Raw genomic sequence first — 26,922 nt, forward strand, 5'->3', positions numbered from 1 at the left:
ACGCTATCGGATGGGATGTCGGGTCCCGGGCCGACCGGCCGCGCACGGGGATTCCCGCCGCGCGGCGCGCCCGGGCGGAGCCCGGACCTGAGAATGTGCTTGACGGCATCGGTCCCGCCACGCTAGTGTCGCTAACCGCGTCCGATTCGAAGGGAGGCCGCCGATGATGATCACCGAACCAATCGCGTTCCGTGCCGCTGCACTTGCGTGCACACGCTCGGCGGCCGCGTCCTTCGCCGCAGATCTGCCCACGGCCGCTTAGCGGGTCAGAAGCGTCTGCTTCGCCCCGTTCCGTGCTGCCCTGCGCCGTCTCCTGTCGACGGCCCCCGCACGACCGTCAGTTCGTGCGCTTCGCCGCCCCGCGGCATCCCGTCGGTGTCCCACCGGCACGCTCGTTCGACTTCGAAAGACCTCTCATGAACACCTTGCTGGACCTCACCCGTCCTGACGAGCAGTCTCGTCTGGACGCCCTGACCGAACTGACGCGCGACACACGCGTGTCCCTGACCGACCGACTCGCCCTGCGCCTGGGCCTGTGGCTGCTGCTGCGGACCGAGCGCCGGACGCGCGACACCACCCGCGAGGCACGTCGCGCGCTGGCCCGCGAGACGTACACCCGCACCCAGCGCGAGACGGCGCTGGTGCGCGCGATGGTCCTCATGCAATACCGCTGACCGGCGGCATCCACCGCATCAGCGATCGACAACCCTGAGGAGCCGACATGACACAGCGCGTCGCCATCGACGAACCCCCGCTGCCCACCGGAGTCGAGCTGCGTCGGCTGGTCATCCCACAATCGCTGGATGCCGCCGATGCGGCTGACTTCGCCGCGATGGTCCAGGTGCGCAACGCCGTCTACCGCGAGATCAACGGGGACGACGACGAGAGCAACACCGCGGCCGAGATCCTGCCGAACTATCAGGACGAGAAGTACGAGCGCAACCTCATCTGGCTGGCGTTCCTCGACGGACGTCCGGTGGGGCGGGCGATCCTCACGCTGCCGGGCGAGCAGGGATCGCGCGCGGCGTTCGTGAACGCCGAGCTCCTGCGCGAGGCGTGGGGCCGCGGGATAGGCTCCGCCGCGACGCGGCTGCTGGAGCGCACGGCGCTGGCCGAGGGTCGGACCGTGCTGGAGACCTGGGCAGCGCACACCGATGCGGACGCTCCCGAGCGGCTGAGCGCGCCCACCGGCTTCGGCACCATCCCGCTGGATCACACCGCCCGTTTCCTGCGCCGTCGCGGCTATGCGCTCGAGCAGATCGAGCGCAAGAGCGCGCTGGAGCTCACCGCCGCGGCCGCCGCGCACGTCGACGCTCTGCTGGCCGAGGCGCGCGCCGCCGCGGTCGGATACCGCGTCGTCCAGTGGACCGCCCCGACGCCGGCCGAGCGCGTCGACGGCTACGCCTGGATGAAATCCCGCATGGTCACGGACGCGCCGGCGGCCGGGATGGAGTTCGACGAGGAGGTGTGGGATGCCGCGCGGATCGCCGACCACGAGCGGCCCTACCTCGCGGCGGGCCGGACGCTGCACGTCACCGCCGCCGAGCACATCGCCACCGGCGAGCTGGCCGCGTTCAACGAGCTCGTGATCGGGGCGGACCACGGCGAGGCCACGCATCAGGAGGACACGCTGGTGCTGGCCGCGCACCGCGGCCACCGGCTCGGGATGCTCGTGAAGTGCGCCGCGCTGCATGACTGGCGCACGTTCGCCCCCGACTCGCCCCGCGTGATCACGTACAACGCCGAGGAGAACCGGCCGATGCTCGATATCAACGAGCGGATCGGCTTCGCGCCGGTCGCCTACAACGGCGCGTGGAAGAAGACGCTCGTCGGCTGAGCCTCACCGCGGCACGCGCTGGCAGCGCGGGCAGAGGTGGCTGGAGCGGTTCATGAACGACAGCCGCAGGATCGGGCGGCCGCAGCGCGCGCACGGCAGACCGGTGCGCCCGTAGGCGTTCAGCGAGTGCGCGAAGTAGCCGGCCTGCCCGTTGACGTTGACGTACTGGGCGTCGAAGCTCGTCCCGCCTTCGGCCAGCGCCTTCACGAGGACGCCGCGGATCTCGCCGAGCAGGCGGGTCACGGCGCGGGTCGCCAGGGCCTGCGCCGGGGTCTCCGGGTGGATGCGGGCCGCCCACAGGCTCTCGTCGGCGTAGATGTTGCCCACGCCGCTGATCACGGTCTGATCCAGCAGCACCCGCTTCACGGCGGACGCCCGGCGGCGCAGGGCCAGCCGGAAGGCGGTGTCGGAGAACGCAGGGTCCAGCGGGTCGCGGGCTATATGCGCAGCCTGCACCGGGATCAGCGGCGCATCGTCGCCGGCTCCGCCCGGGGCGCCGTCGGCGGTCGGCCTCAGCTCGTCGATAGCGAGCGAGCCGAACGTGCGCTGATCGGCGAACACGACGGCGAGCTCGCCGTGCAGGGGATGCTCGATGTCGATCCGGATCCGCTCGAACCGCTCGGGGGCAGTGCCGGCCGGGCGCAGCAGCAGCTGCCCGCTCATGCCGAGATGGCCGAGCACGGCGTCATGGCGGCCGTCCAGCGGCATCCAGAGGAACTTGCCGCGCCGCACCGCGGCGCGCAGGGTCGCGTCGGTCAGGCGCCGTTCGAAGTCGTCGGCGCCGCCGGTGTGACGGGTCAGCGCACGCGCGTCGCGGACGGTGACGGCGACCACGCGCGCCCCGGTCACCGCCGGTGCGAGGCCGTGCCGGACCATCTCGACCTCGGGAAGTTCGGGCATGTCAGTCAGACAGGGAGCGCCACAGCCGCAGTGCTGCGGCCATCTCCGCGTGCTTCTTGCTGGTGCCGACACCCGTGGACGAGACGTCCCCCACCGACACCGTGGCGGTGAAGACCCGGTCGTGATCGGGGCCCTCCGCCTCCACGCGGTACACCGGCGGCGGGGACCCGCGGCGCGCCGCAAGCTCCTGCAGACTCGTCTTCGGGTCGACGGCGGCGCCGTACCGGTCGGGATCGGCCAGCAGGGGCGCCACGAGCCGGTGCACGAGCCCGGTCGCGGCCTCGGGACCCGCCGACAGGTACGTGGCCCCGATCACGGCCTCCATCGTGTCGGCGAGGATCGAGTCCTTGTCGCGGCCTCCGGTCTGGTCCTCGCCACGGCCGAGCCGCAGATGCGCGCCCAGGCCGATGCCCCGGGCGACCTCGGCGAGGGCCACCGTGGACACGACGCTCGCCCGCCGCTTCGCCAGCGACCCCTCGTCCAGGTCGGGATGCCGCGTGTACAGCAGGACCGTCACGGCCTGCCCCAGCACGGAGTCGCCGAGGAACTCGAGGCGCTCGTTGTGCGGCAGGTGACCGTGCTCGTACGCGTACGAGCGATGCGTCAGTGCCAGCGAGAGGAGCTCGGGATCGATGTCGACCCCGAGCTCATCCATCAGCTGGGAGGAGACTCCCGCCGGCTGCTTCATCGACTGCCGATCAGACGTCGGCGACCTTGCGGCCCTTGTACTCGAGGAACAGTTCGGTGCCCTGCGAGTCGGTCACGACCTTGGCCTGGTGCGGACGGCTGTAGACGACCTTGCCGTTCTCGACGGTCTTCACCAGAGCGGGGGCTTCCGCCTTCCACTGCGCGCGCCGCGAACGGGTGTTGGAGCGCGAGACCTTCCGCTTCGGGGGGTTACCTGCCATGGCTGTTCTTCCTTCGTTCTTGTGAGACCTGGGAGTCGGGGGCGGAGTCGTCCGCGCCCTGTGCCGGTTCCGACGCGAACTCCATCAGCGCGGCCCAGCGCGGGTCGACGTTCTGGTGGGGTTCGGCGTCCGGCAGGTCGGCCAGACGCGCACCCGTGATCGGGTCCAACCCCGGGCAGTCCGGCCGGCACACCGGCTGAAAGGGAAGCGAGAGGACTATGGCGTCCCTGACCGGAGTTTCAAGATCCACGTGGTCGTCTTGAACCTCGAAGTCATCCGCTTCCTGACCAGGATACGCGAAAAGCTCCTGGAACTCGACTTCGACGGGCGCCGTGATCTCGATCAGGCACCGGCTGCACTCCCCCTCCGAGCGCGTGCGGGCCGTGGCGGAGACGAGGATCCCCTCGTGCACGGATTCAAGCCGCACGTCCACGTGCACGCTCTCGCCGGCGGGGATCGAGACGAGTCCCTCGCCCCACGCGGCGGCCAGGGTGGCGTCGATCTGCGTCTCGCGCATCTCGCCGGGGCGGCCGATGAGGTCGCGGACGGGCACGCTGAAGGCGCCGGGGCGGTGTTTTCTCACCGGGGAAGTCTACCGGCTCAGATGCCGCGGGCGCCGGTGTCGAGGAACCGCGCGACGGGGCCGGGCACGTACGGGGTGACGTCGCCGCCGAGGCCGGCGACCTGTCGCACGAGCGAACTGGACACGAGCGTGTGGGCGGGATCGGGCAGCAGGAACACCGTCTCGATGCCGGCGAGGTTGCGGTTCACTATCGCCATCGGCGTCTCGTACGCGACATCCACCTGGGAGCGGATGCCCTTCACGAGCACGCCGGCGTTCACGTCCGTCGCGTAGTCCACGAGCAGGCCCATCGACCAGGATGCCACGACGATATCGCCGTCGATGGACTGCTCGGCGATCGACTGTTCCAGCAGCGACAGCCGCTGTGCGATCGGGAGCATCGCCTGCTTGTCGGGGTTGTGCACGACGAGCACGTGCACGGTGTCGTACAGGTGCGCGGCGCGACGGATGACATCCAGGTGACCGAGGGTGGGCGGGTCGAACGACCCGGGGACGACGGCGATCCGGTTGCTCACCCGTCCAGCCTACCGGGGATCCCGCCCGCATTCCGAGCGGTGTGACGCCGAATGCGCGCGGTCCTAGTTCTTCGCGAGGGCGGCGCGCTCGGCGGCGTCAAGGCGGCGTTCGATCGCCTGGCTGAGCCCGGGATGCCGCAGCAGTGCCGGATCGTCGTCGAGGATCCTCTCCGCCTCCTGCCGGGCGAGCGCTATCAGGTCGGCGTCCTTGACGACCCGCAGCATCCGCAGCGACGACCGGATGCCGGACTGCGCGTCCCCGAGCACGTCCCCCTCGCCCCGCAGCTCCAGATCGGTCTCGGCCAGCTCGAACCCGTCCGTGGTGCGGGCGACGGCGTCGACGCGCTCGCGGGCGGGCGAGCCGGGCTCGGCATCGGTCACGAGCAGACACAGGCCGGGGACGCCGCCGCGCCCGACGCGCCCCCGCAGCTGATGCAGCTGCGACACGCCGAACCGGTCCGCCTCCAGGATCACCATGGTGGACGCGTTCGGGACGTCCACGCCGACCTCGATCACGGTGGTGGCCACGAGCACGTCGATGTCGCCGGCCGCGTACGCGCGCATCGTGGCATCCTTCTCGTCCCCGGTCATCCGCCCGTGCAGAATCTGCACGCGCAGTCCGGCGAACGACGGATGCTGCTCCAGCAGCCGGGCCGCCTGCACCACGCCCCAGTGCGCGGGGCGGGCCGGGTCCTCCTGCTCCGGTGCGTCCGCGTCCTCGCCGCCCGCCGTCGCCTCTGCGTCGATGGCGGGGCACACGACGAACGCCTGATGGCCGGCGGCGACCTCCTCGGCCACGCGCTGCCACACCCGGGCGAACCAGGACGGCTTCTCGGCGGGCGCCACGAACGTCTGGATCCCGGCGCGTCCGTCCGGCATCGTCCGGATTGTGGAGACGTCGAGGTCGCCGAACACGGTCATTGCGACAGTGCGCGGGATCGGCGTGGCCGTGAGGACGAGGGCGTGCGGGCTGCTGCCCTTCGCGCGCAGCGTCTCGCGCTGCTCCACACCGAAGCGGTGCTGCTCGTCGACGACGACAAGGCCCAGGTCGGCAAACGTGGTGCTGTCGCTGAGCAGCGCGTGCGTCCCCACCACGATGAGCGCCTGTCCTGATGCCACGCGCAGGGCGGCGCGGCGCCGCTCCGCCGCCGACAGCTGCCCGGTCAGCAGGGTCGGGATGATCTGCGGGGCCAGCTGCGGGCCGAGCATGCGGGTGATCGAGCGCAGGTGCTGGCCGGCGAGCACCTCGGTGGGGGCGATCAGGGCGGATTGGCCGCCCGCGTCGGCCACCTGCAGCATCGCTCGCAGCGCGACCAGCGTCTTGCCCGATCCGACCTCGCCCTGCACGAGCCGGTTCATGGGCCACGCGCCGACGAGGTCCGCCGCTATCCGATCGCCGACGGCGGCCTGGTCCGGCGTGAGTGCGAACGGGAGCGCGGCGTCGAAAGCGGCGAGCATCTTCCCCGCGGGCCGTGCCGTCGCCGACATGGCCCGGACGAACTGGCGCTGCTGCAGCAGCGCCGTCTGCAGCACGAGCGCCTCGTGCATTCGCAGCGTGCGCCGGGCGTCGTCCACCTGGTCCTCGAAGTCCGGGCGGTGGATCCGCTCCAGCGCGTCTCGCACGGGCAGCAGGGTGTATCGCTCTCGGACCGAGTCCGGCAGCGGGTCGGCGAGTTCCCCGAGCCCGTCGAGGATCATCGTGATGATCTTGCTCACCTGCCAGCTGGACACGCTCCCGGTGGCGGGATAGATCGGGATGGGCAGGTTCGCGGTGGCCTCGGCCTTCATGCGGGCCGCGTCGACGTCCTCGAAAAGCTCGTAGTCGGGGTGGGCGAACTGCTTGCCGTGCCGGTATTCGCCGACCCTCCCCGAGAAGATCCCCTGCCGACCCACCTGGAGGTCGCGCAGCCGCCAGCTCTGGTTGAAGAACGTGAGCTGCACGTCGCCGCGGCCGTCGGTGATGACGACCTCCAGGAGCGTGCCGTGGCGCTGTCGCATCCGCCGTTCCGTGGCGCTGCGGATCTGCGCGACGATGGTGACCTGCTCGCCGACCACGAGCGAGTCGATCGGCGTGAGCTCGCCGTGGCGGGCGTAGCGGCGCGGATAGTGCGCGAGCAGATCGGCGACCGTGCGCATCCCGAACGCGCGGTGCAGCGCCGCCGCGGTCTTTCCGCCGAGCGCACCGTCCAGTCGGGTCTCGAGGGTGTAGGCCGCCATGCCATCGAGTCTAGGCACGCGCGCCGACACGCTTTGTAGGGTGGAGGGGTGACGCGCATCATCGCCGGCGCCGCCCGCGGCATCCGACTCGACGTCCCGCACGCCGGCACCCGTCCGACCAGCGATCGCGTCCGGGAGTCGCTGTTCGCCGCGCTCGAGGCGGCGGATGCCGTCGCGGCGGCGCGGGTGCTGGACCTGTACGCCGGCTCGGGTGCGCTGGGACTGGAGGCGCTGAGCCGGGGCGCGGCGTCGGCGGATCTCGTCGAGCGCGCGGCGGCTGCCGCGCAGGTCGCCCGGACGAACGCGGGCAGAGTGGCGAAGGCCGCCGGCACGGCCCCCGCGCGCGTGCACCGCGCGTCCGTCTCGGCGTACCTGCGCACCGCGCGCGGCCCGTTCGACCTCGTGTTCGCCGACCCGCCGTACGACGTGGACGAGGACGAGATTGCGTCGGGGCTCGCCGCGCTCGTGCCGCTGCTGGCGGCGCAGGCCCTCGTGGTCGTGGAGCGCGGGGGCCGTTCGCCGGAGCCGCCCGCCACGCCCGGGCTCGTGCACGACCGGGAGAAGCGGTACGGCGACACCGTCGTGTGGTGGCTGCGTGCCGCGTGACCCGTCGTCAGCCGCGGGCGCTGTCCCAGTCGCGGTACGGGTCCCAGCCGCCCCGCCCGGTGTAGGCGACGCCGCCCACGGTGACCGCCGCCGCCGCGCGCTCCCGCACGGTGCCGATCCGGCGGAATCCGTCCGGCAGAGCCGCCGCCGGCGGGAACGTCGCGAGCAGGCCGTGATCCTCTCCGCCGGCCAGAGCGCGGTCCGGATCGTCGCCGAGGGCGGCGGGGTCGAGGTCGACCGTGACCCGGGATGCCGCCGCCAGGCGGGAACCGTCCAGGGCCAGCCCGTCCGAGACGTCCATCATCGCCGTGGCGCCAGCCCGGGCCGCGACCGGGCCGAGCGCGATGGGCGGGGTCGGCCGCAGCTGCGCGGCCAGGGCCGCGGCGTCGGTCCGGCTCAGCGCGTCACGCGCGATCGCGACGGGCTGCCCGTCGCCGTCGCGGAACCTGTCGAACAGGACGCGCAGCCCCGCGTCGGCGAGGCCCAGCGTCCCCGCGAGGGCGACGACATCCCCGGGGCGGGCGCCGCTGCGCAGCACCGGGGGTGTGCCGGCATCGAGGACGCCGAGCGCGGTCACCGCGACGGTGAGAGTGTCCGACACCGTGAGGTCGCCGCCTTCGACGGCCGTGCCCGGGGCGAGGGCAGCGCACGCCTCGCGCAGGCCGTCGGCGAGCTCCCGGACGAAGGACAGGCGCGTGTCCTCGGGCATCGTGAGGGCGACCAGCAGCGCCGTGGGCCGCGCGCCCATGGCCGCGACGTCCGCGAGATTCACGGCGGCGGCTTTCCAGCCGAGGTCGCCGCCGGTGGTCCACGCGAGCCGGAAGTCCGGCCCGTGCACGAGCGTGTCGACGGTGGCGACCACGCGTCCGCCGTGCACGGCGAGTACCGCGGCGTCATCGCCCGGGCCGACCAGTGCGTGCGACGGACCGAGCCGCTGCAGCATCGCGTCGAGCACGGCGCTCTCGCTCAGCTCACCGACAGTGGGATCCGCCTCGGTCACCGCACCCGTCCTCTCCTGCCGCATCTGCGCGCCCTCTCATTCTGGCCGATGGCCCGGACCGGGCACGCCGCGGCCGGGTTAGCCTGGAGGGGTGCCCCGACTCCCCCGCGTTCTGGCCGTCCTCGCCGTGCTCGGCGTTGCACTGACCGGGTGCTCCACGACGGTCAGTCTCCGGCCGGCTCCGGACGCGAACGATCCCGCGTGCGCGGCGATCATGGTGCGCCTGCCCGGGACGCTCGCCGATCAGCGGCGCGTGTGGACGGATGCGCAGTCGACGGCCGCCTGGGGGACGCCGACCCGCATCATCCTGGCCTGCGGCGTCGCGGTGCCCGGCCCGAGCACGCTCAAGTGCGTGTCACTGGGCGGGGTGGACTGGTTGGTCGACGAGTCGGACGAGCCGAACTTCCGGATCACGAGCTACGGGCGCTCCCCCGCGGTGCAGCTGTACCTGCAGGGGCACGACAAGAACGTCGATCCGAACGCCGTGCTCGCACAGCTCGGCCGGCTCGTATCCGCGCAGACCGCCCAGCGCGCGCAATGCACGAATCCCGACACGATCGGAGGCTGAGTCTCAGCGGGCGTGCGCGGTCTCGATGAGGTCCGTGATCAGCTCGGTGTAGGTCATGCCGCTGGCGATCCAGCACGTCGGGAACATCGAGATCGGCGTGAAGCCGGGCATCGTGTTGAGCTCGTTGACGAAGAACTCCGTCCCGGTGAAGAAGAAGTCCACCCGGGCCAGGCCCTGCCCGCCGACGGCGTCGAACGCGCGGGCGGCGATCCGCTGCATCTCGGCCAGTTCGCCGTCGTGCAGCGCCGCCGGGCACACGAGGTCGATACCGGGCGCGTCGAGGTACTTGGCCGCGAAGTCGTAGAAGTCGCGTCCGGTGATCACGACCTCGCCCGCGACGCTGACGCGCGGCAGGCCGCCGTCCTGGGCCTCGAGCACGCCGCACTCCAGTTCCCGTCCGGTGACGGCCTGTTCCACGAGTACGGTGCCGTCCTCGGCGAACGCCGTGTCCAGAGCCTCGTCCAGCGCGTCCCAGTCGGTCACCTTCGAGACGCCGACGCTGGATCCGGCGCGCGCGGGCTTGACGAACACCGGGAGACCGAGGGCGTGGATGCGCTGGTCCCACTGCCGGCGATCCCGGCGCAATCCCGCCCGGGTGACCGCGACCCACGGCACGACCGGGACCCCGGCGGCGCGCAGCGCGTTCTTCGTGGCGTTCTTGTCCATGCCGATCGCCGACATCAGCAGTCCCGCTCCGGCGTACGGGATGTCGAGGAGCTCCAGGAATCCCTGGATCGTCCCGTCCTCGCCGAACCGGCCGTGCAGGATCGGCAGCACGACATCCACATCGCCCAGGGATCGGGTCCCGGCCGCGTCGGTCACCCGAAGCTCGCGGCTGCGGACCGAGTCCGGCCACACGACGCGGGTGCCGTTGTCGACGACCTCGGGCAGGTGCGCGGGGTCGAGCGTGAACTTGTCCGGGTCGTCGTCCTCCAGGACGAACGCGCCGTCGCGGGTGATGCCCACCGGGATGACCCGGAAGCGGTCCCGGTCAATGGCGCGCAGCACTCCCCCCGCCGTCGCGGAACTGATCGAATGCTCGCTGGATCGTCCGCCAAAGAGCACCGCCACCGCGAGCTTGTCCATGCTGCGTCCTTTCACCCTTCGGTGTGTCGTCGTCCGTGGTCAGGTGGGGGGCGATGTCGCGGGGGTCCATGGTGCCGTCCAGCACCCGTTTGACCTGCTCGACGATCGGCATCTCGACACCGGAGGCGCGCGCCAGCTGCAGCACCGGCGCCACCGACGCCAGCCCCTCCGCGGTCTGCTGCATCTGCTTGACGACGTCCTTCAGGCTGTATCCCTGACCGAGCAGGCGTCCCGCGGTGTTGTTCCGGCTGAGCGGCGACTGGCACGTGGCGATCAGGTCGCCGAGGCCCGCCAGGCCCTGCAGCGTCTCGGTCTGCGCGCCCTGCGCGACGGCGAAGTCGGTCATCTCGACCAGGCCCCGCGTGATGATCGACGCCTTCGTGTTCTCGCCGTAGCCGACACCGTCCACGATGCCTATCGCGAGCGCGATGAGGTTCTTCAGCACGCCGCCGAACTCGGTCCCGATGACATCCGTGTTCACGAACGTGCGGAAGTAGCGGTTGCAGGCGCGCCGGGCGACAGCCTGCGCGGTCTCCTGGCTCGTGGATGCCACGACCGCGGCCGTCGGCTGCTCCCGGGCGATCTCCAGCGCGAGGTTCGGGCCGGAGGCGACGGCGATGCGGTCCGGGTCGCACGCGAGCACCTGCTCGAGAACCTGGCTCATCCGCAGCCCCGTGCGCTGCTCGATCCCCTTCATCAGGGACACGATCGGCACGTCGGTGTGCGCGACGAGTGGCCGCACCGCCTTCAGATTGTCGCGCGCGGACTGGCTGGGGACGCACACGTAGATCTGCTCGGCGCCGTCCACGGCCGCGGCCAGGTCCGGGGTCGCCGAGATGCTGCGCGGCAGGTTGATCCCCGGCAGGTACCGGCTGTTGCGCTTGGCCTCGTCGATCTCGTGCGCGAGCTCCGGCCGGCGGGCCCACATCGTCACCCGTGCACCGCCGTCGGCGAGGATCTTGCCGAACGTGGTGCCCCAGTTGCCCGCCCCCAGCACGGCCACGCGCGAAACGGCCGGCGGACGGCGCTGTCTAGGAGTCAAGGCGACCGGTCTCCTTCTGGCCGTGGGCTGCCGGATTCCAGCGCTCTGCAGGTGCGGGTGTGCCCCGCACGCCCGCGAGCAGCTCGGCGATCCGGTCCATGACGGTGGTCGTGGCACGCGTCAGCGTATCGCGCTGCGTGCCGGTGGCCCGGTACTCGCTGAGGTCGACCGGATCGCCGACGACCACCGTCATCCTCCGCCGCGGCGGCCACAGGCGCAGCCGTCCGTACCGCGGCATGAGCTGCTGAGCGCCCCACTGGGCCATCGGGATGAGCGGGATGTCTCCCGTCAGCGCCAGGCGCACGGCGCCGGTCTTGCCGCGCATCGGCCACAGCTCGGGGTCGCGGGTGAGCGAGCCCTCCGGGTACACGACGACGCCGCGCCCGTGCTCCACGAGCGTGCGGGAGGTCTGGATCGTCTCGCGGGCCGCGGCGGACGACGCCGTCCGCGCGACCGGGACCATGCCCGTGGCGCGAAGCGCCCAGCCGACCACCGGGATCCGGAAGAGGCTCTCCTTCGCCATGAACCGGGGGGCGCGGCCCATCCGCCAGACCGCCACTGCGACGATCAGCGGGTCGATCTCGCTGTGGTGGTTCGCGGCGAGGACGAACGCACCGGTGCGGGGCAGCTTCTCGGCGCCGACGATTTCGATGCGCGCCATCAGCGAGACCAGCGGGACCACGACGCCGGCGAGCGGCCAGAACACGCTCGGGCGGGTCTTCTCCGTCGAGGCGCGCGGGCGCTTCCTGTTGCGGCGCACGCTCAGTCCAGGACGTCGAAGTCGGCGCCCAGCGCGGTGAGCTTGCTGAAGAACTTCTCGTAGCCGCGGCTGATGATGCCGACGTTGTGCACAGTGGAGGCGCCGGTCGCGGTGAGGGCGGCGATGACATGGCTGTATCCGCCGCGCAGGTCCGGCACCGTGATGTCGGCACCGACGAGCGGGGTGGGACCGGTGATCACTGCGGCCTGCTCCAGGTTGCGGCGCGGCACGCGGCGCGGCCCGTCCTGCAGCCCATGCGGGTGCACGACGATGTCCGCGCCCATCTTCACCAGCGCGGAGGTGAACCCGAACCGGTTCTCGTACACGGTCTCGTGGACCACGGACTCGCCGTGCGCCTGGGTGAGCGCGACGATCAGCGGCTGCTGCCAGTCGGTCATGAACCCGGGGTGCACGTCGGTCTCCACGGTCACCGGCTTCAGGTCGCCGCCGCGGCGGAAGAGGATGCCGTCCTCACGGATCTCGAAGTCGCCGCCGACCTTGCGCAGCACGTTCAGGAACGTCAGCATCTCGGGCTGCCGGGCGCCGCCCACGAAGATCTCGCCGTCGGTGGCCAGCGCGGCGCTGGCCCAGCTGGCGGCCTCGTTGCGGTCGAACACCGCACGATGCTCGTACCCGAAGAGCCGGTCGACGCCCTCGATGAGGATCACCCGGTTCGGCTCGTAGGAGATGATGGCGCCCATCTTCTGCAGCACCGCGATGAGGTCCATGATCTCGGGCTCGATCGCCGCGTTGCGCAGCTCCGTGACGCCCTCGGCGCGCACGGCGGTCAGCAGCACCTGCTCGGTCGCCCCGACGCTCGGGTACGGCAGGTGGATGTTCGCGCCGCGCAGTCCGCTCGGGGCAGACAGGCGGATGCCGCTGGGCAGCTTCTCGACCGCGGCGCCGAACTTGCGCAGGGCGTCCAGGTGGAAGTCGATCGGCCGGTCGCCGATCCGGCATCCGCCGAGGTCCGGGATGAACGCCTGCCCGAGCCTGTGCAGCAGCGGCCCGCAGAAGAGGATCGGGATCCGCGATGCGCCGGCGTGGGCGTCGATCTCCTCCATGTGCGCCGACTCGACGTCGGACGGGTCGAGGTGGAACGTGCCCTCTTCGTCGCCGTCCGTGACGCGCACGCCGTGCACCTCCAGCAACGACCGCACCACGGCGACGTCGCTGATCCCGGGGACGTCCCGGAGGATGCTGGGGGTCTCCCCGAGGAGGGCCGCCACCATCGCCTTCGTAACGAGGTTCTTCGCACCCTTGACATCCACGCGGCCGCGCAGCGGCCTGCCCCCGCGGATCGCGAGCGTCTCGCCGGACCCTCCTGTCGCACCGCTCATCCGCGTCAAGCCGTTCAGGAGTGTCATGCGATGTGCCTCACAATGGGTCGGAATCAATCAGCGGGCTGCGGTTGCACCGGAAGGGTGCGGGGCCTCCAACCCGCGCGATGCGCCTCGTAGGCGGCGATCCTGGCTTCGTTGCGGAGGGTGAGTCCGATGTCGTCGAATCCCTCCAGAAGCCGCCACCTAGTGTAATCGTCGATCTCGAATCCGACCTGGAGTTCGCCGAGAGTCGCCGTGCGCGCCTGCAGGTCCACGGTGATCTGCGCACCGGGCTGGGCGGCGATCGCCGCCCAGATCCGCTCGATGTCGGGCTCGGCCACGACTCCGGTGACAAGGCCCTGCTTGCCGGCGTTGCCGCGGAAGATGTCGGCGAACTTCGGGCTCAGCACTGCACGGAAGCCATAGTCGCGCAGCGCCCACACGGCGTGCTCGCGGCTGGAGCCGGTCCCGAAGTCCGGGCCCGCGACGAGTACGGAGGCGTTCCGGTACCGCTCCTGATTGAGCACGAAGTCCGGGTCCTGGCGCCAGTTGGCGAACAAGGCGTCCTCGAATCCGGTCTTCGTGACGCGCTTGAGGTACACCGCCGGGATGATCTGGTCGGTGTCCACGGCGGAGCGCTGCAACGGGGCGGCGACGCCGGTGTGCGTCGTGAACTTCTCCATGTCAGACCGCCTTCGCCTGGTTGGCCGCGCCGACGCGGTCCGCGGTATCGTCGAGGTCGCTCGGGCTGGACAGGGTGCCGCGCACCGCGGTGGCGGCGGCGACCAGCGGCGAGACGAGGTGGGTGCGTCCGCCCTTTCCCTGGCGACCTTCGAAGTTCCGGTTGCTCGTCGAGGCGCAGCGCTCCCCCGGCGCCAGCTGATCCGGGTTCATGCCCAGGCACATCGAGCAGCCGGCGAACCGCCATTCGGCGCCGAACTCGGTGAACACCGTGTCCAGGCCCTCGGCCTCGGCCTCCAGCCGCACCCGCGCCGAGCCCGGCACCACCATGACCCGGACCCCATCGGCCTTGCGACGCCCTCGCACTATCGACGCGAATGCGCGCAGGTCTTCGATCCGGCTGTTCGTGCACGAGCCCATGAACACGGCGTCCACGCGCACATCCTTCAGCGGCGTGCCGGCCTGAAGATCCATGTACTGCAGGGCGCGCTCGGCGGCGGCGCGCTCGTTCGGGTCGGTGAACTGCTCCGGGGCGGGCACCACACCGGACAGCGACACGCCCTGGCCGGGGTTCGTCCCCCACGTGACGAACGGCTCGAGCTCCGCGGCGTCGATGAACACCTCGGCGTCGTAGACCGCGCCCTCATCCGACGGCAGCGTCCGCCAGTAGGCGACCGCCTCGTCCCAGTCGCGGCCGCTCGGCGCGTGCGGGCGGCCCTTCAGGTAGGCGAACGTCTTCTCGTCGGGGGCCACCATACCGGCGCGGGCGCCGGCCTCGATCGACATGTTGCACATCGTCATCCGCCCCTCCATGGAGAGGGATCGGATGGCGCTGCCGCGGTACTCGAGCACGTAGCCCTGGCCGCCGTTCGTGCCGATCTTCGCTATCACGGCGAGGATGACGTCCTTCGCGGTGACGCCCGGCCGCAGCTCGCCCTCGACCGTGATCGCCATCGTCTTGAACGGCTTCAGCGGCAGCGTCTGGGTGGCCAGCACGTGCTCGACCTCGCTCGTGCCGATGCCGAACGCCATGGCGCCGAACGCGCCGTGCGTGGAGGTGTGGCTGTCGCCGCAGACCACGGTGATCCCCGGCATGGTCAGGCCCAGCTGCGGGCCGACCACGTGGACGATCCCCTGGTCCTTGTCGCCGAGGGAGTGCAGGCGCACCCCGAACTCCTCCGCGTTGCGGCGCAGCGTCTCGATCTGGGTGCGGCTGGTGAGGTCGGCGATCGGCTTGTCGATGTCGAGCGTCGGCGTGTTGTGGTCCTCGGTGGCGATCGTGAGATCCAGGCGGCGCACGCCGCGTCCCTCGGCGCGCAGGCCGTCGAAGGCTTGCGGGCTCGTCACCTCGTGCACCAGGTGCAGATCGATGTAGATGAGGTCCGGCTGTCCGTCCTCGCCCTTGACCACGACGTGGTCGTCCCAGACCTTCTCGGCCAGGGTGCGCGGATGATCGGGGATCACCGAAGCGGGTGTGCTCATGATTGTTCGTTCTCCTCGGGGAGCGTGAAAGCCCACGACGACCTCCGCGACGAGCCTGGGCTGAGGATCAGAGCTCGCCGCGGCCGATAAGGAGAAGCCTGGCGGTCCGCACGGGCCCAGGGTATCACCGCCGCCTCCGAGGACGCCGCGTGCGACATCACAGGTCAGCGGGACGCGGCATCCTGCCCCGTCTTCTCGCGGCGCGCGGCAAGAAGACTCGCGACGGTCGCGACGACCATCGCCACGACGATCACCACGAGGGAGGCGATCGTGGAGATCTCCGGCGCCCAGTCCACCGGCGCGCCGCCGTTGATGAACGGCACCTCGTTCACGTGCAGCGCGTGGGCGAAGAGCTTGACGCCGATGAACGCGAGGATGAACGCTATCCCGTAGTGCAGGTAGCGCAGCCGGTCCAGCAGGCCGCCCAGCAGGAAGTAGAGCTGGCGCAGACCCATCAGGGCGAAGATGTTCGCGGTGAACACGATGAACGCGTCGTGCGTGATGCCGAAGATCGCGGGGATCGAGTCGATCGCGAAGATGAGGTCCGTCACGCCGATGGCGACGAAGACGAGGATCATGGGCGTCCACACCTTCACCCCGCCGATAGTGGTGCGCAGCTTCGAGCCCTCGTAGTGGTCGCTGATGTTGATGAACCGGCGCAGGAACCGCACGATGCCCGTCTCGGTCTGCGCGTCGTCCTCCACCTTGCCGGGGAACGCCTGGCGCCAGGCCGTGTACACGAGGAACAGCCCGAAGATGTAGAAGATCCAGCTGAAGTTCTCGATCAGCGCCGCGCCCAGCAGGATGAACAGTCCCCGCAGCACGAGCGCGATGATGATGCCCACCATCAGTACCTCCTGCTGATACCGCCGGGGCACGGAGAACTGGGTCATCAGAAGGACGAAGACGAACAGGTTGTCGATGGACAGGCTGTACTCGGTGAGCCAGCCGGCTACGAACTGCCCGGCGGCGTCACCGTCGCCGGTGGTCCACAGCAGGAGCACCGAGAAGATGAGAGCGAGCGTGACGTAGAAGACGACCCACAGCGTGGCCTCCCGCATGGAGGGGATGTGCGGGCGTTTCAGGATGATCAGCAGGTCTGCGGCGAGGATGAGCACGAGCACGACCATTGCCGTGATCTCGAACCACGCGGGGATGACGAAGTCCATGGGGCCTTTCGAAGGGTCGGTGACTCGTCGAAAGTCTCTCCCCCGCCGAAGCGGAGCGCGCCCGGAAGTCCTCCGACGGACTCCGTGATGACGGACGTGCAGTGTGCGGGATACTCCCTCTCTGCGGACAGTCTAGCGGCCGGTGGTGCGCGACGCGGATACCGCCGGGGTTCGCAGCGGCCCGACCCGGGTCATCACCGCGTTCAGCGGTATCGCGATGGCCACGACCACGATGACCGCGGCCACGACGTCCGTCGGATAGTGGACGCCCAGATACACCCGAGACCAGGCGACGGCCACCACCAGCACCGCGCCGGCCACGGCCGCCGCCCGTCGTGCGCGGAGGGATGCTATCGACAGAGCGAGCGCGCAGACGAGGGCTGTTGCGAACGCGGTGTGCCCGCTGGGAAAGCTGAACGTGACCGGATCGGGCACGAGGAGCCGCGTGAGCCCGGTCGGTTCCGGGCGCACACGGCGGACGACGAGCTTCATCCCCTCAGCGGCGGCCCACGGAACGGCCAGGAGCACCCCGGCGCGCAGCGCGCCGCGCCACGTGCCGGTCAGCAGCAGCGCCCATGCGAGCAGGAGGACGCCCAGCAGGATCGCGCCGGTCGGGCCGAACAGGCCGTCGATGAGCTGGCACAGCGCATCCAGCAGCGGGTTGTGCGCTGCGCCGACGGCGGCCACCACCTTCAGCTCCCCCACCGACCAGGCGGGAGTCGCCACGATGAGGCGTCCGATGGCGGCGACGCCCAGGACGGCGGCGAGCCCGATGCCGACGGTTGCCAGGACGGTGGGTCGCGCCGTGCGCGCAGAGACGGTGGTCACGTCAGGAGCATGCGCGCCGACCCTATGACTTCCTCGGGAGCCGGGCCCGGGGATGCGAAAAGGGCCGGTCCGTGCGGACCGGCCCTGTTGGTGACCCCAGCGGGATTCGAACCCGCGTTACCGCCGTGAGAGGGGAATCAGCTCCCCCGCAACTGCGTGCCGGACCCTGTTCTGCTCTGTGTTTACAGGGGTTCCGCGTGCGTCGAGTGCGTGACGGCGGGTCTCGTCGTCAGCGTTTGTTGCCATTCTGTTGCCACGGTTGCGCCCTTCGGAAGCGGTATCAGCCGGTGAATGCGTCGGAGAAATAGCCGAGGTTCGGGTCATCGAGAGTGCCGATTACAAGCCCTCTGTCGAGGAACCGATTGAACTCCTCGCAGCTCGTCTCGGGGAGTAAGCCGCAGGCGTGACACGCGGCGAGATTGCACGAGTCCGGCCCCTGGCCCTTTTCGCCCGCGTCCATGCATACCGGGTCCGTCGAACACCAGTGGGCGTCAGCCAGGGCAGACGCAAAGACTTGGCGCAGGTTGTCCGGGCGGGCCATGCGAACGAGTCCACCCATCGTCCCCTCCGAGTCACCCGCCGCGGTGTAGATCAGTGCCCCGGACATGTTCCGGTCGGCCGAGTCGGAGACGTAGAGGCGCTCTCGAAGCGATGCAGAACTGTAACCGCAGGCGAAGATGAGCTCGTTGATCAGGAGATGCGACAAGGTATGCAAGAGCACGAATCGGGGGCTGATCGTCCGCCCCTGCAGCCCGCGCTGGCTTGCTACTGACCCATAGTGATCGGTGATTCGCCGGGCGCGAGCCTGGACCTCAGCGCGTCCCTCCCAGGCCGCTAACCGCGCCGCGTCGAGCTCGAAATAGATCCCTTCGCCTTTCACGACGTACGCCGGCAGCCAGTCCTGTGCAGGTGTCAGCCTGGCCCGCCTGAGCATCGCCTTCCCCTCCGTCAACTTCAGTTCCCCATCGCGCACTCGTGTGAATCCGCGCAGAGCGCGGGTCTCCCGAAGCACGTCGACGGACCTCACGCGAGAAAGATGGCTTGTCAGATCGGCGTGAAGCCCCGGGTCAGATGCGGCGAGGAAGTCATCCTTCGGTGTCTCGCGGATTTTCACGTACTCGGGGTTGCGCCAGATGTCGTCACTCGTGAGGCTCTCCGCGTCGACTGGAGTCTCTGCAAGTTCCTCGCCACTGCTCTCGCCGATACCGAACTGGTCTTGATATGCCGCGAGTAGCTCTTCATCAGAAATAGGAGCGAAGAGCTCCGGTGGAACGTTTCTCTCCAGCAGCTTCCGCAACTGCCCACCCGATACTTCATCGAGCCCCAGCTGAAACACGTTGTTGAAGGTCGTGCTGACAGCGGGGTGCCGGAGAAGCTGATGGACCTCCTCGCTGACAGCCCCCTCACGCCGAGGAAGGTAGATCGAGGACTCCACCTTTGGGAAGTAGACGTTTCCAGCAGCGCGCAGGGCGCCTCGAATCGGCTGATCGCAGACGCCTTCTAGCTGCGCCAACCAGGGCCGGGCGCCGCCGCAGAGATACGGCTGTTCCGGCGAGACGAGCTGATCGCTGAGATTGGTGTGCTCTTCACCGTTCTTGTCGAATCGGGCCTCGGTGACCCCACGAAGTGAGCGCTCCTGCTTACAGGTGTCGCAGGTGACAACCTGTCCTTCGAGTCCACCGCCTCCGCGAGATACGAGGCGCAAGGTGCCTGCGCATGATGGGGCGGCCGACCGATGCACCCACTTGTCAAATGGAAAGTCATCCAGGTGTCCGCGGGAGCAGATCGCCACGAACGGGACCTGCGACATCTTCGGCTTGTACTTCTTGTCGGCATGCTCTCTGTCCTGGCACTCCACGAGCGTCTTCATCGTGAGCTTGCTGAGCTCCAGACGCTTGCAGTAGATGCAGAACGACCACCGCGGGAAGCGCAGCACTGGAACAGTGAGCCGAACATTCCGAAGGTCGCTGCCCTGGGCCGACGGCCTGTAGTCCGGCGGTAGCCGGAACTCGGAGACCTTGAGGCGTGACTCAAGCCGCCAGTCGTGTTCCTGGTACTCCTCCATCGCGAGGGCGCTTTGATCTACGACCTCGTACCAGTGGTCAAGGCCCGCGGTGATCACCGAGGTCCCGTTGACGAGCACGCTCATGGCACCCACGCCGAAGGGCGTCACTAGCTGCGCCCGGCGCATTGCTCCAGTACTCATGCTGGCTCCTCCGGGGCAGTGTCCTGGAACAGGTACGCCTGACTGACCTCAAGCCGACACTCGGCATCAACGTTGCGCATGCTTGTCGGCACATCCCAGATCGTCGCGCGGCGGTCGAGATCAGGGAGCGTTCCCGCGAACCGCATGAGTCCCTGGAGCGGGTCACCGAAAGGAGCGGGGTTCGCATCCCACTCGGTACGCTCCCAGCCACTCCACTGACGGGCACGATCACGCGCGAAGCGATCGAGGACTGGGACCTCATCAGGCTCTACGATCTCTGCTCGCTCACGCAGCAGGCGAATGGCCTCGTCATATGCAGATGAGGGGAATGGGTCGGGCCCGAGTGACTCCGGAGAGGTCTGCCGCACGTAAGCGACAGCGGCCGCATGAAGTGCCCTGCGAAGAACCGGCATGGCGAACGGGGTGACGGAAGTTGGCTCGACCTGCGCGTAGAGCTGCTGATGGTAGGTCCGGAAGCGTTCGTAATGGCTGCGGTCGCGCGGCTTTGCGGCTCCATAAATGGTGATGACCAGTCCAGGGCTGACTTCCGGCTTCCGACCGACTCGACCGCTCACCTGTATGTACTGCGCCGTGGTCTTGGGCTGGCCGATAATCGTCATCAGAGCGAGTCGATCAATGTCCACACCTACCTCGATGATGTTCGACGCCAGGCAGATGTCGAATGCCTCCTGACGCTCCTTGCCGACGGCGTACTTCACCTGAAGTTGCTCGATCGCCTTTGGAATCTCGTCTGAACGACGCCGCGATGTGAGCTCCATCGTCCGATGTGGCCAGCGAGGCGCGATCCCGTCGCGTCGCCGGAGTCCGGTGAGGTAGTCCGGAATGTCGGACTGGACGAGCGAGACGGTGTTTCCGAGCTCCCGAAGCGAGTTGAGGAAGTTGAGATTGGTCCAGTAGCCGTCTCGATCCTCTTCCGGGATGTCCACCGCGGCTTGGAGGGTTGCCGCAGCAACACGGACCTGGACCGTCTGGGTTGAGCCGAGCGATGCGCTCATCACACCGATGTAGCGCCGCCCTGGTTCCGGGACTCCGTCGTTCGAAGTCGCGGGTTCAGCGAAGAACGACCGCCCTTCCTCAAGACCATGCGGCGGAAAGAGCGCGACGGTCTCCCTGCCGAAAAGCCCCTTGATCTGCTCCTCATATCGCCTGATCGTCGCCGTGGAGGCAATGATCTTGGGGAACACAGGACTCACGCCGCGGCGATCAGTGCACAGTTCGTCGATCACGGGCTCGTAGATTCCGACCATTGAGCCGAGCGGGCCGGAGATCAGGTGCAGCTCGTCCTGAATGATCAAGCTGGGCGGAGACACTTCTCGCGCGCCACTCGCGTCAAGCCCGAAGAGATTCCTCGCCCTGGGTCGCCACGCCATCATCGCGAACTTGTCGACAGTGCCGATGACAATCGAAGGCCGAGCTTCATAGATGTCGTCATCGACAACATGGACAGGCAGACCAGCACGGCGTGAATACTTGCACTCGCCGTCAATGCAGCGGAGCACGACCTTGCCCGCCGCTTCCTCGTAGCCGATCGGTTCCTGTCCGCCGCCCTTCTTAGGCTTCGGGCCCATCTGTGCACCGCACCAGGGGCACCGCAGCAGGAGGAAAAGGTTCTGTTCGTGAGGCTGTCTACGCAGAGCCCGCAAGTTGTCAAGTGCTTGCTTCCACGTGTTCGGCGTTGAGCTGCCGCCCAGCCAAATCCCGATTCCAAAGGGAGCAGCACCGACGGTGTCAGAGTTCTGCTCCCGGATGTCTTCGAGCACGCAGACCAGCGATGCGGCACGGAGGAACTGCTGCGCCGTGAGGAGACGCAGGGTGTATCGCATGAGCGTGTCCGTTCCGGCGTCCTCGGGGTTGCGGAGCCGCCGGGAGAGCAAACTGACGGCTGCCGCGCCAAGGTACGCCTCTGTCTTGCCACCACCAGTGGGAAAGAAGATCAGATCGACGTCGCTGCGAGTCTGGCGTTCTGGCTCTACGAGTTCGGGCAGCACTGCAAGTAGGAACGCGATCTGGAATGGACGCCAGTATCCCCGGCCAGTCGGCACTGTCAGTGCGGGGTGCGCCCCCTCGACTCTCCAACGACCATCGTCGCTCTGCTTGGCCTCACGCAGCTCGAATCCAGATCGGACCTGCTGGAGCAACATCGCCTCGTTTGCCCAGCGAAACGCTCGCGCAGCTCGATCGTTCGCTGCCACGAGGCTCCAGCCTGTTCGCATCCGCGTCAGCGCCGCTCGTGCTCGCCGCATGTGCTCACTCGCAGCGTCCTGATAGCGCGGAAGCAACTCGGGGATCTCGGCCTCCCGCCGATCGATCCACTTCTCATACTGACTGAGGACAAGCTCCACTTGGGCGGCGCCGTCCTCGCTACCACTTGCCAGGGCAGCCATACTGACGGCCACCGGCTGCCGCTTGCCATCGGCATCGAAAACGGGATTCCCGTTGTCGTCAGACAGGTACACGTTCGGTGAGAGGCTGACGGCCTCATATGCGGGCAGAGCCGCGGCCTGCACGAACGGCACAACTCCCTCGGCGTTGACTGCCCCCCACTCGGCTGCACAGCCATGCCCGATCGCATAGGTGCGCTGGTTCCGGTAGAGGAGGTCAAGTGATCGCTCCTCCTCGTCGCGGTCGGGCAGCTCAACCTCCGGATAGGGAACGATGTCAGCGTCGCCGACAGTCGACACCTTGAATCCAACCTGAAAGACCGCCGCAGACGGGCCGGAGCCAGGGGCATCATTGACGACTGCGACGGTCACGATCCTGAGAGCCGGGTCGTCAGCCCCGGGAACCGGACGACTGAACACTCGCACCGCAAGCGGGACAACGCCTTCGCCGCTCGGGGGCACGACGTCAATGATTTTGAGCCGATTCGTCTCCCGCAGAACCGTACGAGCCGAGATCGTGCCGACCGCCTCGAAGGGGCGCCTGGCCCACCAATCGACTGGTTTGGCGACACCTGGGATGTGGACCGTCAGCTTCTCGTATCTCGCGCCGACTACCTCAACGATGAGGGTTCCCGAGTCAGCCATGCGAGTCTCAAACGAGACGGCCATCGCCGACGGCTTGAACGTGTTGGCATCCGTGAGATCGAAGTCATCCGAGTCAGCGACATCGTGACGGACGTGGCCCTGAATCTCAACAGGCGGCCCGATCAGGTCGTCTTCGGAGAGCGCGAGACCAGTGACTCCGTCGAGGGCGTCGGAAACGTCCTCTTCGGCGCTCTCCACCGATGAGCCGCCGACGGTGGCGCCCGCGAACAAGACCCCGACGCCGTAGCGCTTGAGCGGGGTGCCGCTCGTGAGAATCTCCTGGCCGCTGTCCGCATCGTGGAACTGGCCCCGGGAGGCCTCCGTCGTCTCGAAGTGCACGACTCCAGCGTTGATCGTCAGCGGCTGCCCCCGCACGAGATCACCGTCGAGGGGCCCGAAGAGCTCGCGCCGTAGGGCCGCCTCGACAGTCTCACGGGCTTCGATTCCGCTCATGCCTCACCTCCAACTAGTCGCCGTAGCGTCTTCGTTTCTACCAGGGCGGTTAGGCGATCCGTCGCGCGTGTCAGCCCGACGTAAACGAGCGCATCGAAGTGCGGCCCACCCGAGTCATCAAGGTCAGTGACGATGACAGCCGGTGCGTCCAGTCCCTTGAACGAGTGGATGGTGGCATAGCGGAGCCGCCCCTTGATCGGCTTTGACCCGTCTGCGGGACTCAGCACTTGACGAAGCCAGGGCTCGGATGTGCTCGCAGCGACGGAACTATCGCCAAGCGGGCTGAGCACGACGATCTCTGTCAGATCGAAGCCTTCGTCACGCAGATCGCCTACGACCTTCCGCAGTACGGCAGCCTGGTCCTCACCACGGACGTACTTGATGATCGTCGGATCGATACCGTCGTCGGTCCGGCGGAACTCCGTGAACCCCGGCGCCAGGTGACCGAGGAGATTCACCTGGTACCCGATGCGGGGGAGGTTCCGGCAGTTCTCTGACAGTCGGAACGACGCCAGATGCGGCGCTCGGGCACGAAGCACCTCGCGTGCGCTCTCGCTGCCATAGATCGCCTGACGTTCAAAGTCACCGAACATGAGCACACGACCGTCGCGCAGCCCGCCCTTGACGAGCAGATCGAGGAAGTCGAGGTACGTGTCGGTCGCGATGTCCTGAATCTCATCGACGATGAGGAAGTCTCCGACCTCCTCCGCACTCTGCTCAGCAAGGCCCTCAAGCGCCAGTTCGGGCAGCACTCGCTCCCAGAAGTCGCTATCGGCGTCTGCCGGCGGGCCGCTCATGCCGGCGAGTCGCAGCATCTCCTGGTGCAATGTGCCCACGCGGAGCCCCACGACATCCGAGAGTTTCTCGCGGAGGCTGTGCCCTAGCAGGCGGTTGAAGCATAGAAGCCGCCCCGTTCGTCCCTGAGCGACCTCCCGCTGAGCCGACTCGGCGGCGAGGAAGGTCTTGCCCGTTCCGGCAGGGCCTGTAAACAAGACGCCTCTGTTGTCGGCGGCTGAGTCCAGTGCGCGGTACTGCTCCTCGACGAACTGTGCGAGCTGACCCTCTCGCGCTTGTCGGCGGTCCCCGGCAGTCATAACGACCTCGAACCGCGGGCGAAGCGTGGCGATGATCCGTTCAGCGGTGGCCTGGTCCGGGCCGAATCCGCCAAAGCCGAAGTACTTGATCGTGGAGGCGAGGTGCTGCGCTCCCTCTCTCATGACTCGCTCAACCGCTTGAGCTGCGCTCGGAAGGTCGCTCGAATCGAGCACCTGCCACGAGTGCCACTCCGGTGAGTCGGGCAATGTCGCTCGCGCACGCACTCCCGTGAACCACACGGCGTGCAGGATCGGGACATTCCGCAGCTCGACCCGTTTACTCAGGAGATAGCCCCGGATACTGTGCATCTCCTCCTGCGCCTGCTGAAAGGGTCCTCGCACTGTCGGAGGGTCCTGACCGAGGCGCCAGGCGCCATCGGAGCTACGCGCGACCGACAGGTGCGACTTCACCTCGATCACCAGCAGCCCGGCATCGGGCGCGACGATGACGAAGTCCGCCTCACCTTCGACTTGTCGCTCATGCTGCGCGATCCCAAGTGAATGCAGCACCGTCCAGTGCTCAGTCCCAGATGCATCCCGCAGCGCCGCGAAGACGGCCTTCTCCCCCGGAGGCGCGGACACGGCGCAATAGGCCGGAATCATTCGAGCCATTGAGCACCCTCGTCAGCAAAGGGCACGCGAGCGTCGTGACGGGCGACCAGTTCCGTAAATGGCGCGATCGCAAGGACACGGGTAACGAACATGCCCCGAAAACCCGGCTCGGCAATGTCGAGCGTCATGTGACCAGCGCGCTCGAGCTCGTGAAGGTCCGCGACATCCGCCGCCGCTTCCAGCCGGTCACGCAGCTCCCGAGTGGCTCGGTGCACCTCATGTCTCAGCAACGAGGCGTGCCCGAAGTGCGGCTGCACCGGTAGCCCCAGCCACTCGAGGAGCCGCTCGAAGTCACTATCACTCTGCGGACGGATCACATGAGGCGATGCCCAAGCACGGACCTGGCCAGCCGCGCGAACCCCGAGTGCACGCAAGGCGCGTTCGGAGTCACGGATACCGCTCGCCCTGAGTCGCTCAATCAATGCAGACTTCCAGGACGCCCGCGACGCCTGGATTGCTGACGCGCGAGGGCCGATTCGCGCAAATGCTCGCGCATGGAGGGACTCGCGCTCAGCCTCACCTTCACGCAGAAGCAGGTACGTGCCCGGAGCAACCGCGGACACCTCGGAATAGCCAACGCGCTCGCCGGGCGGTTGCGTCGGATCGAGCGCGCGGATGCGCTCACCATCGTCATCAAGCCAGATTGCGCGATTCCCCGAAAGAAGGACCTTGCGCGCCTCCACCTCGTCCGCGTTCGGCGCACGGTCCTCACTCACCCGGCTCCCCCAGACCGGTTGCGGAAGGAGGTCCTCCTCCCGGATCGGCTCGGTCTCCGACATCGCAGGCTCTGGCGACGCGGGCAATGCATCGCCAACCTCGACGATGCGCGCGGCGACCTGGATACCGCCTTCGGCGTACTGTGCGATCGCTGACCTTGGGACGGTCCGATCGCCGAACCACGCTGGGAGGATAAACGTCACCTCCAGTGTGCGGGGCGCAGTGACCGCCGTCGGCTTGAAGAATCGCGGTGGACCCACGAAGTAGGCGATGTCCTCGGAAACATCGGCGCGCTCAAGATCGCCGAGCGTGAGAACTCGTACCCCAAGTGAGCCGAGCCATTCGCCCAGGGCTTCTCGCGATCGACTGCTCGCAGCCACGACAATTGCTGACTCCGCTCCGACCTCAGTCAGCGACTCAAGCAATACGGCGCCCACGAGTGGGTCGCGGGTGCAGAGTGCAGCCGCGGCGTCAGCGATCTCTCGCAGCAGCGCATCTTCGTCGACGGCGCCGATCAGCCGCCCAGCCTGACGACCCACCTCGCCCGCGGCGGCCGCGAGCTGAGCATTGCGCTCTATCGGCATCGGGTCGGTGATGAGGCGCCAGCGCAGTGCTTTCGCGGCACCGGCGAGGTGATCCCAGACGCCAGGCCCATCCCGCTGGATCAGTCGGAACAGGCCTCGGGTGGCCGAATCGAACCTTGCACCGAGTTCGTCCCGAATAGCAATGATCTCAACGCCATGCCGCACGAGCGAAGCCGAGGCCGCGTATCGCTGATCGAGTCCGATGATCCGCGACGTCATAGCGCCACCGTGAATCCGAGTGCCTCGACACCGGCAGAAGGAGACCAACCGAGCTGTGTTGACAACGCAATCGGCTCGCCGCGCGAGTTTCTGAGCTGCACGACCTGTTCCGCTGCACTCTCGTCAGCAACGGATCGATCGAAGACGCACACGACGATCGGGCTTAGAACGTCATTGAGATATCTGATTGCACCCTGGCCGTCCAGAATCGTGAGGGATACGTCATCGGGAAGCGGAAGCTGGTCAGCAAAGCCCGAAGACGAGTAGATGCGCGAGAACCAGGTTGCCGACTTCTCCGTGCGAGGGAGAAGCAGGGTCGATAGGAGGTCACCGTCAGCGTCGTCACCCCGAGCAAGGACCGCCTGGAGGTCTTCACTAAGCCAGCTCTTGGTACCGACGATCGCGAGATCAGCTGCCGGCGCAACCAGGCGGCGAACCCAATCGCGGTCGATTCCAGTCATGCGGCCGATGCTGCCAATCACCGGT

Annotated in this window: 24 protein-coding genes; 4 read left to right on the top strand and 20 right to left on the bottom strand. The window is 68.5% G+C overall.

Annotated elements, in window-relative coordinates:
* Positions 1-416 precede the first annotated feature (416 nt).
* Both GH740_RS09630 and GH740_RS09635 read left to right on the top strand, forming a co-directional pair.
* A complete protein-coding gene (locus tag GH740_RS09630) occupies positions 417-674 on the top strand; it encodes a hypothetical protein (RefSeq protein ID WP_153745894.1) in 258 nt (85 codons plus the stop codon).
* A 47-nt stretch (positions 675-721) separates the two neighbouring features.
* Positions 722-1,837, top strand: a complete 1,116-nt coding sequence (locus tag GH740_RS09635; RefSeq protein ID WP_153745895.1) for a GNAT family N-acetyltransferase — start codon at positions 722-724, stop codon at positions 1,835-1,837.
* A 3-nt stretch (positions 1,838-1,840) separates the two neighbouring features.
* On the opposite strand, the gene mutM is transcribed toward GH740_RS09635, so the two are convergent.
* The 6 genes from mutM to GH740_RS09665 all read right to left on the bottom strand — a co-directional run bounded on the left by mutM (position 1,841) and on the right by GH740_RS09665 (position 6,960).
* Positions 1,841-2,737, bottom strand: a complete 897-nt coding sequence (gene mutM / locus GH740_RS09640; RefSeq protein WP_153745896.1) for a bifunctional DNA-formamidopyrimidine glycosylase/DNA-(apurinic or apyrimidinic site) lyase — start codon at positions 2,735-2,737, stop codon at positions 1,841-1,843.
* Between the two features lies 1 nt (position 2,738).
* On the bottom strand, positions 2,739-3,425 hold the full coding sequence (gene rnc, locus GH740_RS09645) for a ribonuclease III (RefSeq protein ID WP_153745897.1): 687 nt from the start codon (positions 3,423-3,425) through the stop codon (positions 2,739-2,741).
* Between the two features lie 10 nt (positions 3,426-3,435).
* Positions 3,436-3,645 (bottom strand): 50S ribosomal protein L32, encoded by a 210-nt coding sequence (gene rpmF / locus GH740_RS09650; RefSeq protein ID WP_050721097.1) that lies wholly within the window; start codon positions 3,643-3,645, stop codon positions 3,436-3,438.
* The gene (locus GH740_RS09655; protein WP_153746038.1) at positions 3,635-4,162 is read right to left on the bottom strand and encodes a DUF177 domain-containing protein; all 528 of its coding nucleotides are present in this window, start codon (positions 4,160-4,162) and stop codon (positions 3,635-3,637) included. The genes rpmF and GH740_RS09655 overlap by 11 nt, the downstream gene beginning before the upstream one ends.
* Before the next feature lie 83 nt (positions 4,163-4,245).
* Positions 4,246-4,743: a pantetheine-phosphate adenylyltransferase gene (gene coaD, locus GH740_RS09660; RefSeq protein WP_367641342.1), complete on the bottom strand. Its 498-nt coding sequence runs from the start codon at positions 4,741-4,743 to the stop codon at positions 4,246-4,248.
* Between the two features lie 63 nt (positions 4,744-4,806).
* Positions 4,807-6,960, bottom strand: coding sequence for an ATP-dependent DNA helicase RecG (locus GH740_RS09665; protein WP_153745898.1), 2,154 nt, complete (start codon positions 6,958-6,960; stop codon positions 4,807-4,809).
* A 48-nt stretch (positions 6,961-7,008) separates the two neighbouring features.
* Here GH740_RS09665 and rsmD point away from each other — a divergent pair, with 48 nt between their 5' ends.
* Positions 7,009-7,566 carry a 16S rRNA (guanine(966)-N(2))-methyltransferase RsmD gene (gene rsmD / locus GH740_RS09670; RefSeq protein WP_367641345.1) on the top strand — a complete coding sequence of 186 codons (558 nt, stop codon included), beginning with the start codon at positions 7,009-7,011 and terminating at the stop codon, positions 7,564-7,566.
* A gap of 7 nt (positions 7,567-7,573) precedes the next feature.
* Here the strand turns inward: rsmD and thiL are convergent, their stop codons facing one another.
* Positions 7,574-8,509: a thiamine-phosphate kinase gene (gene thiL / locus GH740_RS09675; RefSeq protein ID WP_253941359.1), complete on the bottom strand. Its 936-nt coding sequence runs from the start codon at positions 8,507-8,509 to the stop codon at positions 7,574-7,576.
* Between the two features lie 148 nt (positions 8,510-8,657).
* Here thiL and GH740_RS09680 point away from each other — a divergent pair, with 148 nt between their 5' ends.
* Positions 8,658-9,134 carry a DUF3515 family protein gene (locus GH740_RS09680; RefSeq protein ID WP_367641347.1) on the top strand — a complete coding sequence of 159 codons (477 nt, stop codon included), beginning with the start codon at positions 8,658-8,660 and terminating at the stop codon, positions 9,132-9,134.
* 3 nt (positions 9,135-9,137) lie between these two features.
* Here the strand turns inward: GH740_RS09680 and GH740_RS09685 are convergent, their stop codons facing one another.
* From GH740_RS09685 to GH740_RS09745, 13 genes are all read right to left on the bottom strand, one after another.
* The gene (locus tag GH740_RS09685; protein ID WP_153745900.1) at positions 9,138-10,220 is read right to left on the bottom strand and encodes a D-alanine--D-alanine ligase family protein; all 1,083 of its coding nucleotides are present in this window, start codon (positions 10,218-10,220) and stop codon (positions 9,138-9,140) included.
* Positions 10,126-11,217: an NAD(P)H-dependent glycerol-3-phosphate dehydrogenase gene (locus GH740_RS09690; RefSeq protein ID WP_367641457.1), complete on the bottom strand. Its 1,092-nt coding sequence runs from the start codon at positions 11,215-11,217 to the stop codon at positions 10,126-10,128. The genes GH740_RS09685 and GH740_RS09690 overlap by 95 nt, the downstream gene beginning before the upstream one ends.
* 34 nt (positions 11,218-11,251) lie before the next feature.
* Positions 11,252-12,022, bottom strand: coding sequence for a lysophospholipid acyltransferase family protein (locus GH740_RS09695; RefSeq protein WP_367641349.1), 771 nt, complete (start codon positions 12,020-12,022; stop codon positions 11,252-11,254).
* A gap of 2 nt (positions 12,023-12,024) precedes the next feature.
* Positions 12,025-13,389 (bottom strand): UDP-N-acetylglucosamine 1-carboxyvinyltransferase, encoded by a 1,365-nt coding sequence (gene murA, locus GH740_RS09700; RefSeq protein ID WP_153745902.1) that lies wholly within the window; start codon positions 13,387-13,389, stop codon positions 12,025-12,027.
* A 26-nt stretch (positions 13,390-13,415) separates the two neighbouring features.
* Complete coding sequence (gene leuD / locus GH740_RS09705; protein ID WP_153745903.1) at positions 13,416-14,027, bottom strand: 3-isopropylmalate dehydratase small subunit; 612 nt, start codon at positions 14,025-14,027, stop codon at positions 13,416-13,418.
* A gap of 1 nt (position 14,028) precedes the next feature.
* Positions 14,029-15,507: a 3-isopropylmalate dehydratase large subunit gene (gene leuC / locus GH740_RS09710; protein WP_153745904.1), complete on the bottom strand. Its 1,479-nt coding sequence runs from the start codon at positions 15,505-15,507 to the stop codon at positions 14,029-14,031.
* A 164-nt stretch (positions 15,508-15,671) separates the two neighbouring features.
* The gene (locus GH740_RS09715; RefSeq protein WP_153745905.1) at positions 15,672-16,676 is read right to left on the bottom strand and encodes a TerC/Alx family metal homeostasis membrane protein; all 1,005 of its coding nucleotides are present in this window, start codon (positions 16,674-16,676) and stop codon (positions 15,672-15,674) included.
* A 132-nt stretch (positions 16,677-16,808) separates the two neighbouring features.
* On the bottom strand, positions 16,809-17,504 hold the full coding sequence (locus tag GH740_RS14330) for a phosphatase PAP2 family protein (protein WP_153745906.1): 696 nt from the start codon (positions 17,502-17,504) through the stop codon (positions 16,809-16,811).
* A gap of 280 nt (positions 17,505-17,784) precedes the next feature.
* Positions 17,785-19,710 carry a DUF1998 domain-containing protein gene (drmB, locus tag GH740_RS09725; protein ID WP_153745907.1) on the bottom strand — a complete coding sequence of 642 codons (1,926 nt, stop codon included), beginning with the start codon at positions 19,708-19,710 and terminating at the stop codon, positions 17,785-17,787.
* The gene (locus tag GH740_RS09730) at positions 19,707-23,210 is read right to left on the bottom strand and encodes a helicase-related protein (RefSeq protein ID WP_153745908.1); all 3,504 of its coding nucleotides are present in this window, start codon (positions 23,208-23,210) and stop codon (positions 19,707-19,709) included. The genes drmB and GH740_RS09730 overlap by 4 nt, the downstream gene beginning before the upstream one ends.
* The gene (locus GH740_RS09735) at positions 23,207-24,916 is read right to left on the bottom strand and encodes a nuclease-related domain-containing DEAD/DEAH box helicase (RefSeq protein ID WP_253941351.1); all 1,710 of its coding nucleotides are present in this window, start codon (positions 24,914-24,916) and stop codon (positions 23,207-23,209) included. Before GH740_RS09735 ends, GH740_RS09730 begins: the two co-directional genes overlap by 4 nt.
* The gene (locus GH740_RS09740) at positions 24,904-26,436 is read right to left on the bottom strand and encodes a hypothetical protein (protein ID WP_153745909.1); all 1,533 of its coding nucleotides are present in this window, start codon (positions 26,434-26,436) and stop codon (positions 24,904-24,906) included. Before GH740_RS09740 ends, GH740_RS09735 begins: the two co-directional genes overlap by 13 nt.
* Positions 26,433-26,897: a hypothetical protein gene (locus GH740_RS09745; RefSeq protein WP_153745910.1), complete on the bottom strand. Its 465-nt coding sequence runs from the start codon at positions 26,895-26,897 to the stop codon at positions 26,433-26,435. The genes GH740_RS09740 and GH740_RS09745 overlap by 4 nt, the downstream gene beginning before the upstream one ends.
* Between the last annotated feature and the right edge of the window lie 25 nt (positions 26,898-26,922).

This window comes from Microbacterium sp. SYP-A9085, assembly GCF_009649635.1.
Lineage (GTDB): Bacteria > Actinomycetota > Actinomycetes > Actinomycetales > Microbacteriaceae > Microbacterium.

Bases quoted from the DNA above. Each gene is read 5' to 3' on its own strand.
- mutM (WP_153745896.1), bottom strand. From the start codon at position 2,737: ATGCCCGAACTTCCCGAGGTCGAGATGGTCCGGCACGGCCTCGCACCG.
- GH740_RS09630 (WP_153745894.1), top strand. From the start codon at position 417: ATGAACACCTTGCTGGACCTCACCCGTCCTGACGAGCAGTCTCGTCTG.
- rnc (WP_153745897.1), bottom strand. From the start codon at position 3,425: ATGAAGCAGCCGGCGGGAGTCTCCTCCCAGCTGATGGATGAGCTCGGG.
- GH740_RS09745 (WP_153745910.1), bottom strand. From the start codon at position 26,897: ATGACTGGAATCGACCGCGATTGGGTTCGCCGCCTGGTTGCGCCGGCA.
- GH740_RS09730 (WP_153745908.1), bottom strand. From the start codon at position 23,210: ATGAGCGGAATCGAAGCCCGTGAGACTGTCGAGGCGGCCCTACGGCGC.
- GH740_RS09685 (WP_153745900.1), bottom strand. From the start codon at position 10,220: ATGGACAAGCTCGCGGTGGCGGTGCTCTTTGGCGGACGATCCAGCGAG.
- GH740_RS09715 (WP_153745905.1), bottom strand. From the start codon at position 16,676: ATGGACTTCGTCATCCCCGCGTGGTTCGAGATCACGGCAATGGTCGTG.
- thiL (WP_253941359.1), bottom strand. From the start codon at position 8,509: ATGCTGCAGCGGCTCGGTCCGTCGCACGCACTGGTCGGCCCGGGCGAT.
- leuD (WP_153745903.1), bottom strand. From the start codon at position 14,027: ATGGAGAAGTTCACGACGCACACCGGCGTCGCCGCCCCGTTGCAGCGC.
- GH740_RS09635 (WP_153745895.1), top strand. From the start codon at position 722: ATGACACAGCGCGTCGCCATCGACGAACCCCCGCTGCCCACCGGAGTC.
- GH740_RS09665 (WP_153745898.1), bottom strand. From the start codon at position 6,960: ATGGCGGCCTACACCCTCGAGACCCGACTGGACGGTGCGCTCGGCGGA.
- GH740_RS09735 (WP_253941351.1), bottom strand. From the start codon at position 24,916: ATGGCTCGAATGATTCCGGCCTATTGCGCCGTGTCCGCGCCTCCGGGG.
- GH740_RS09655 (WP_153746038.1), bottom strand. From the start codon at position 4,162: ATGCGCGAGACGCAGATCGACGCCACCCTGGCCGCCGCGTGGGGCGAG.
- GH740_RS09740 (WP_153745909.1), bottom strand. From the start codon at position 26,436: ATGACGTCGCGGATCATCGGACTCGATCAGCGATACGCGGCCTCGGCT.
- murA (WP_153745902.1), bottom strand. From the start codon at position 13,389: ATGACACTCCTGAACGGCTTGACGCGGATGAGCGGTGCGACAGGAGGG.
- rpmF (WP_050721097.1), bottom strand. From the start codon at position 3,645: ATGGCAGGTAACCCCCCGAAGCGGAAGGTCTCGCGCTCCAACACCCGT.
- drmB (WP_153745907.1), bottom strand. From the start codon at position 19,710: ATGAGTACTGGAGCAATGCGCCGGGCGCAGCTAGTGACGCCCTTCGGC.
- leuC (WP_153745904.1), bottom strand. From the start codon at position 15,507: ATGAGCACACCCGCTTCGGTGATCCCCGATCATCCGCGCACCCTGGCC.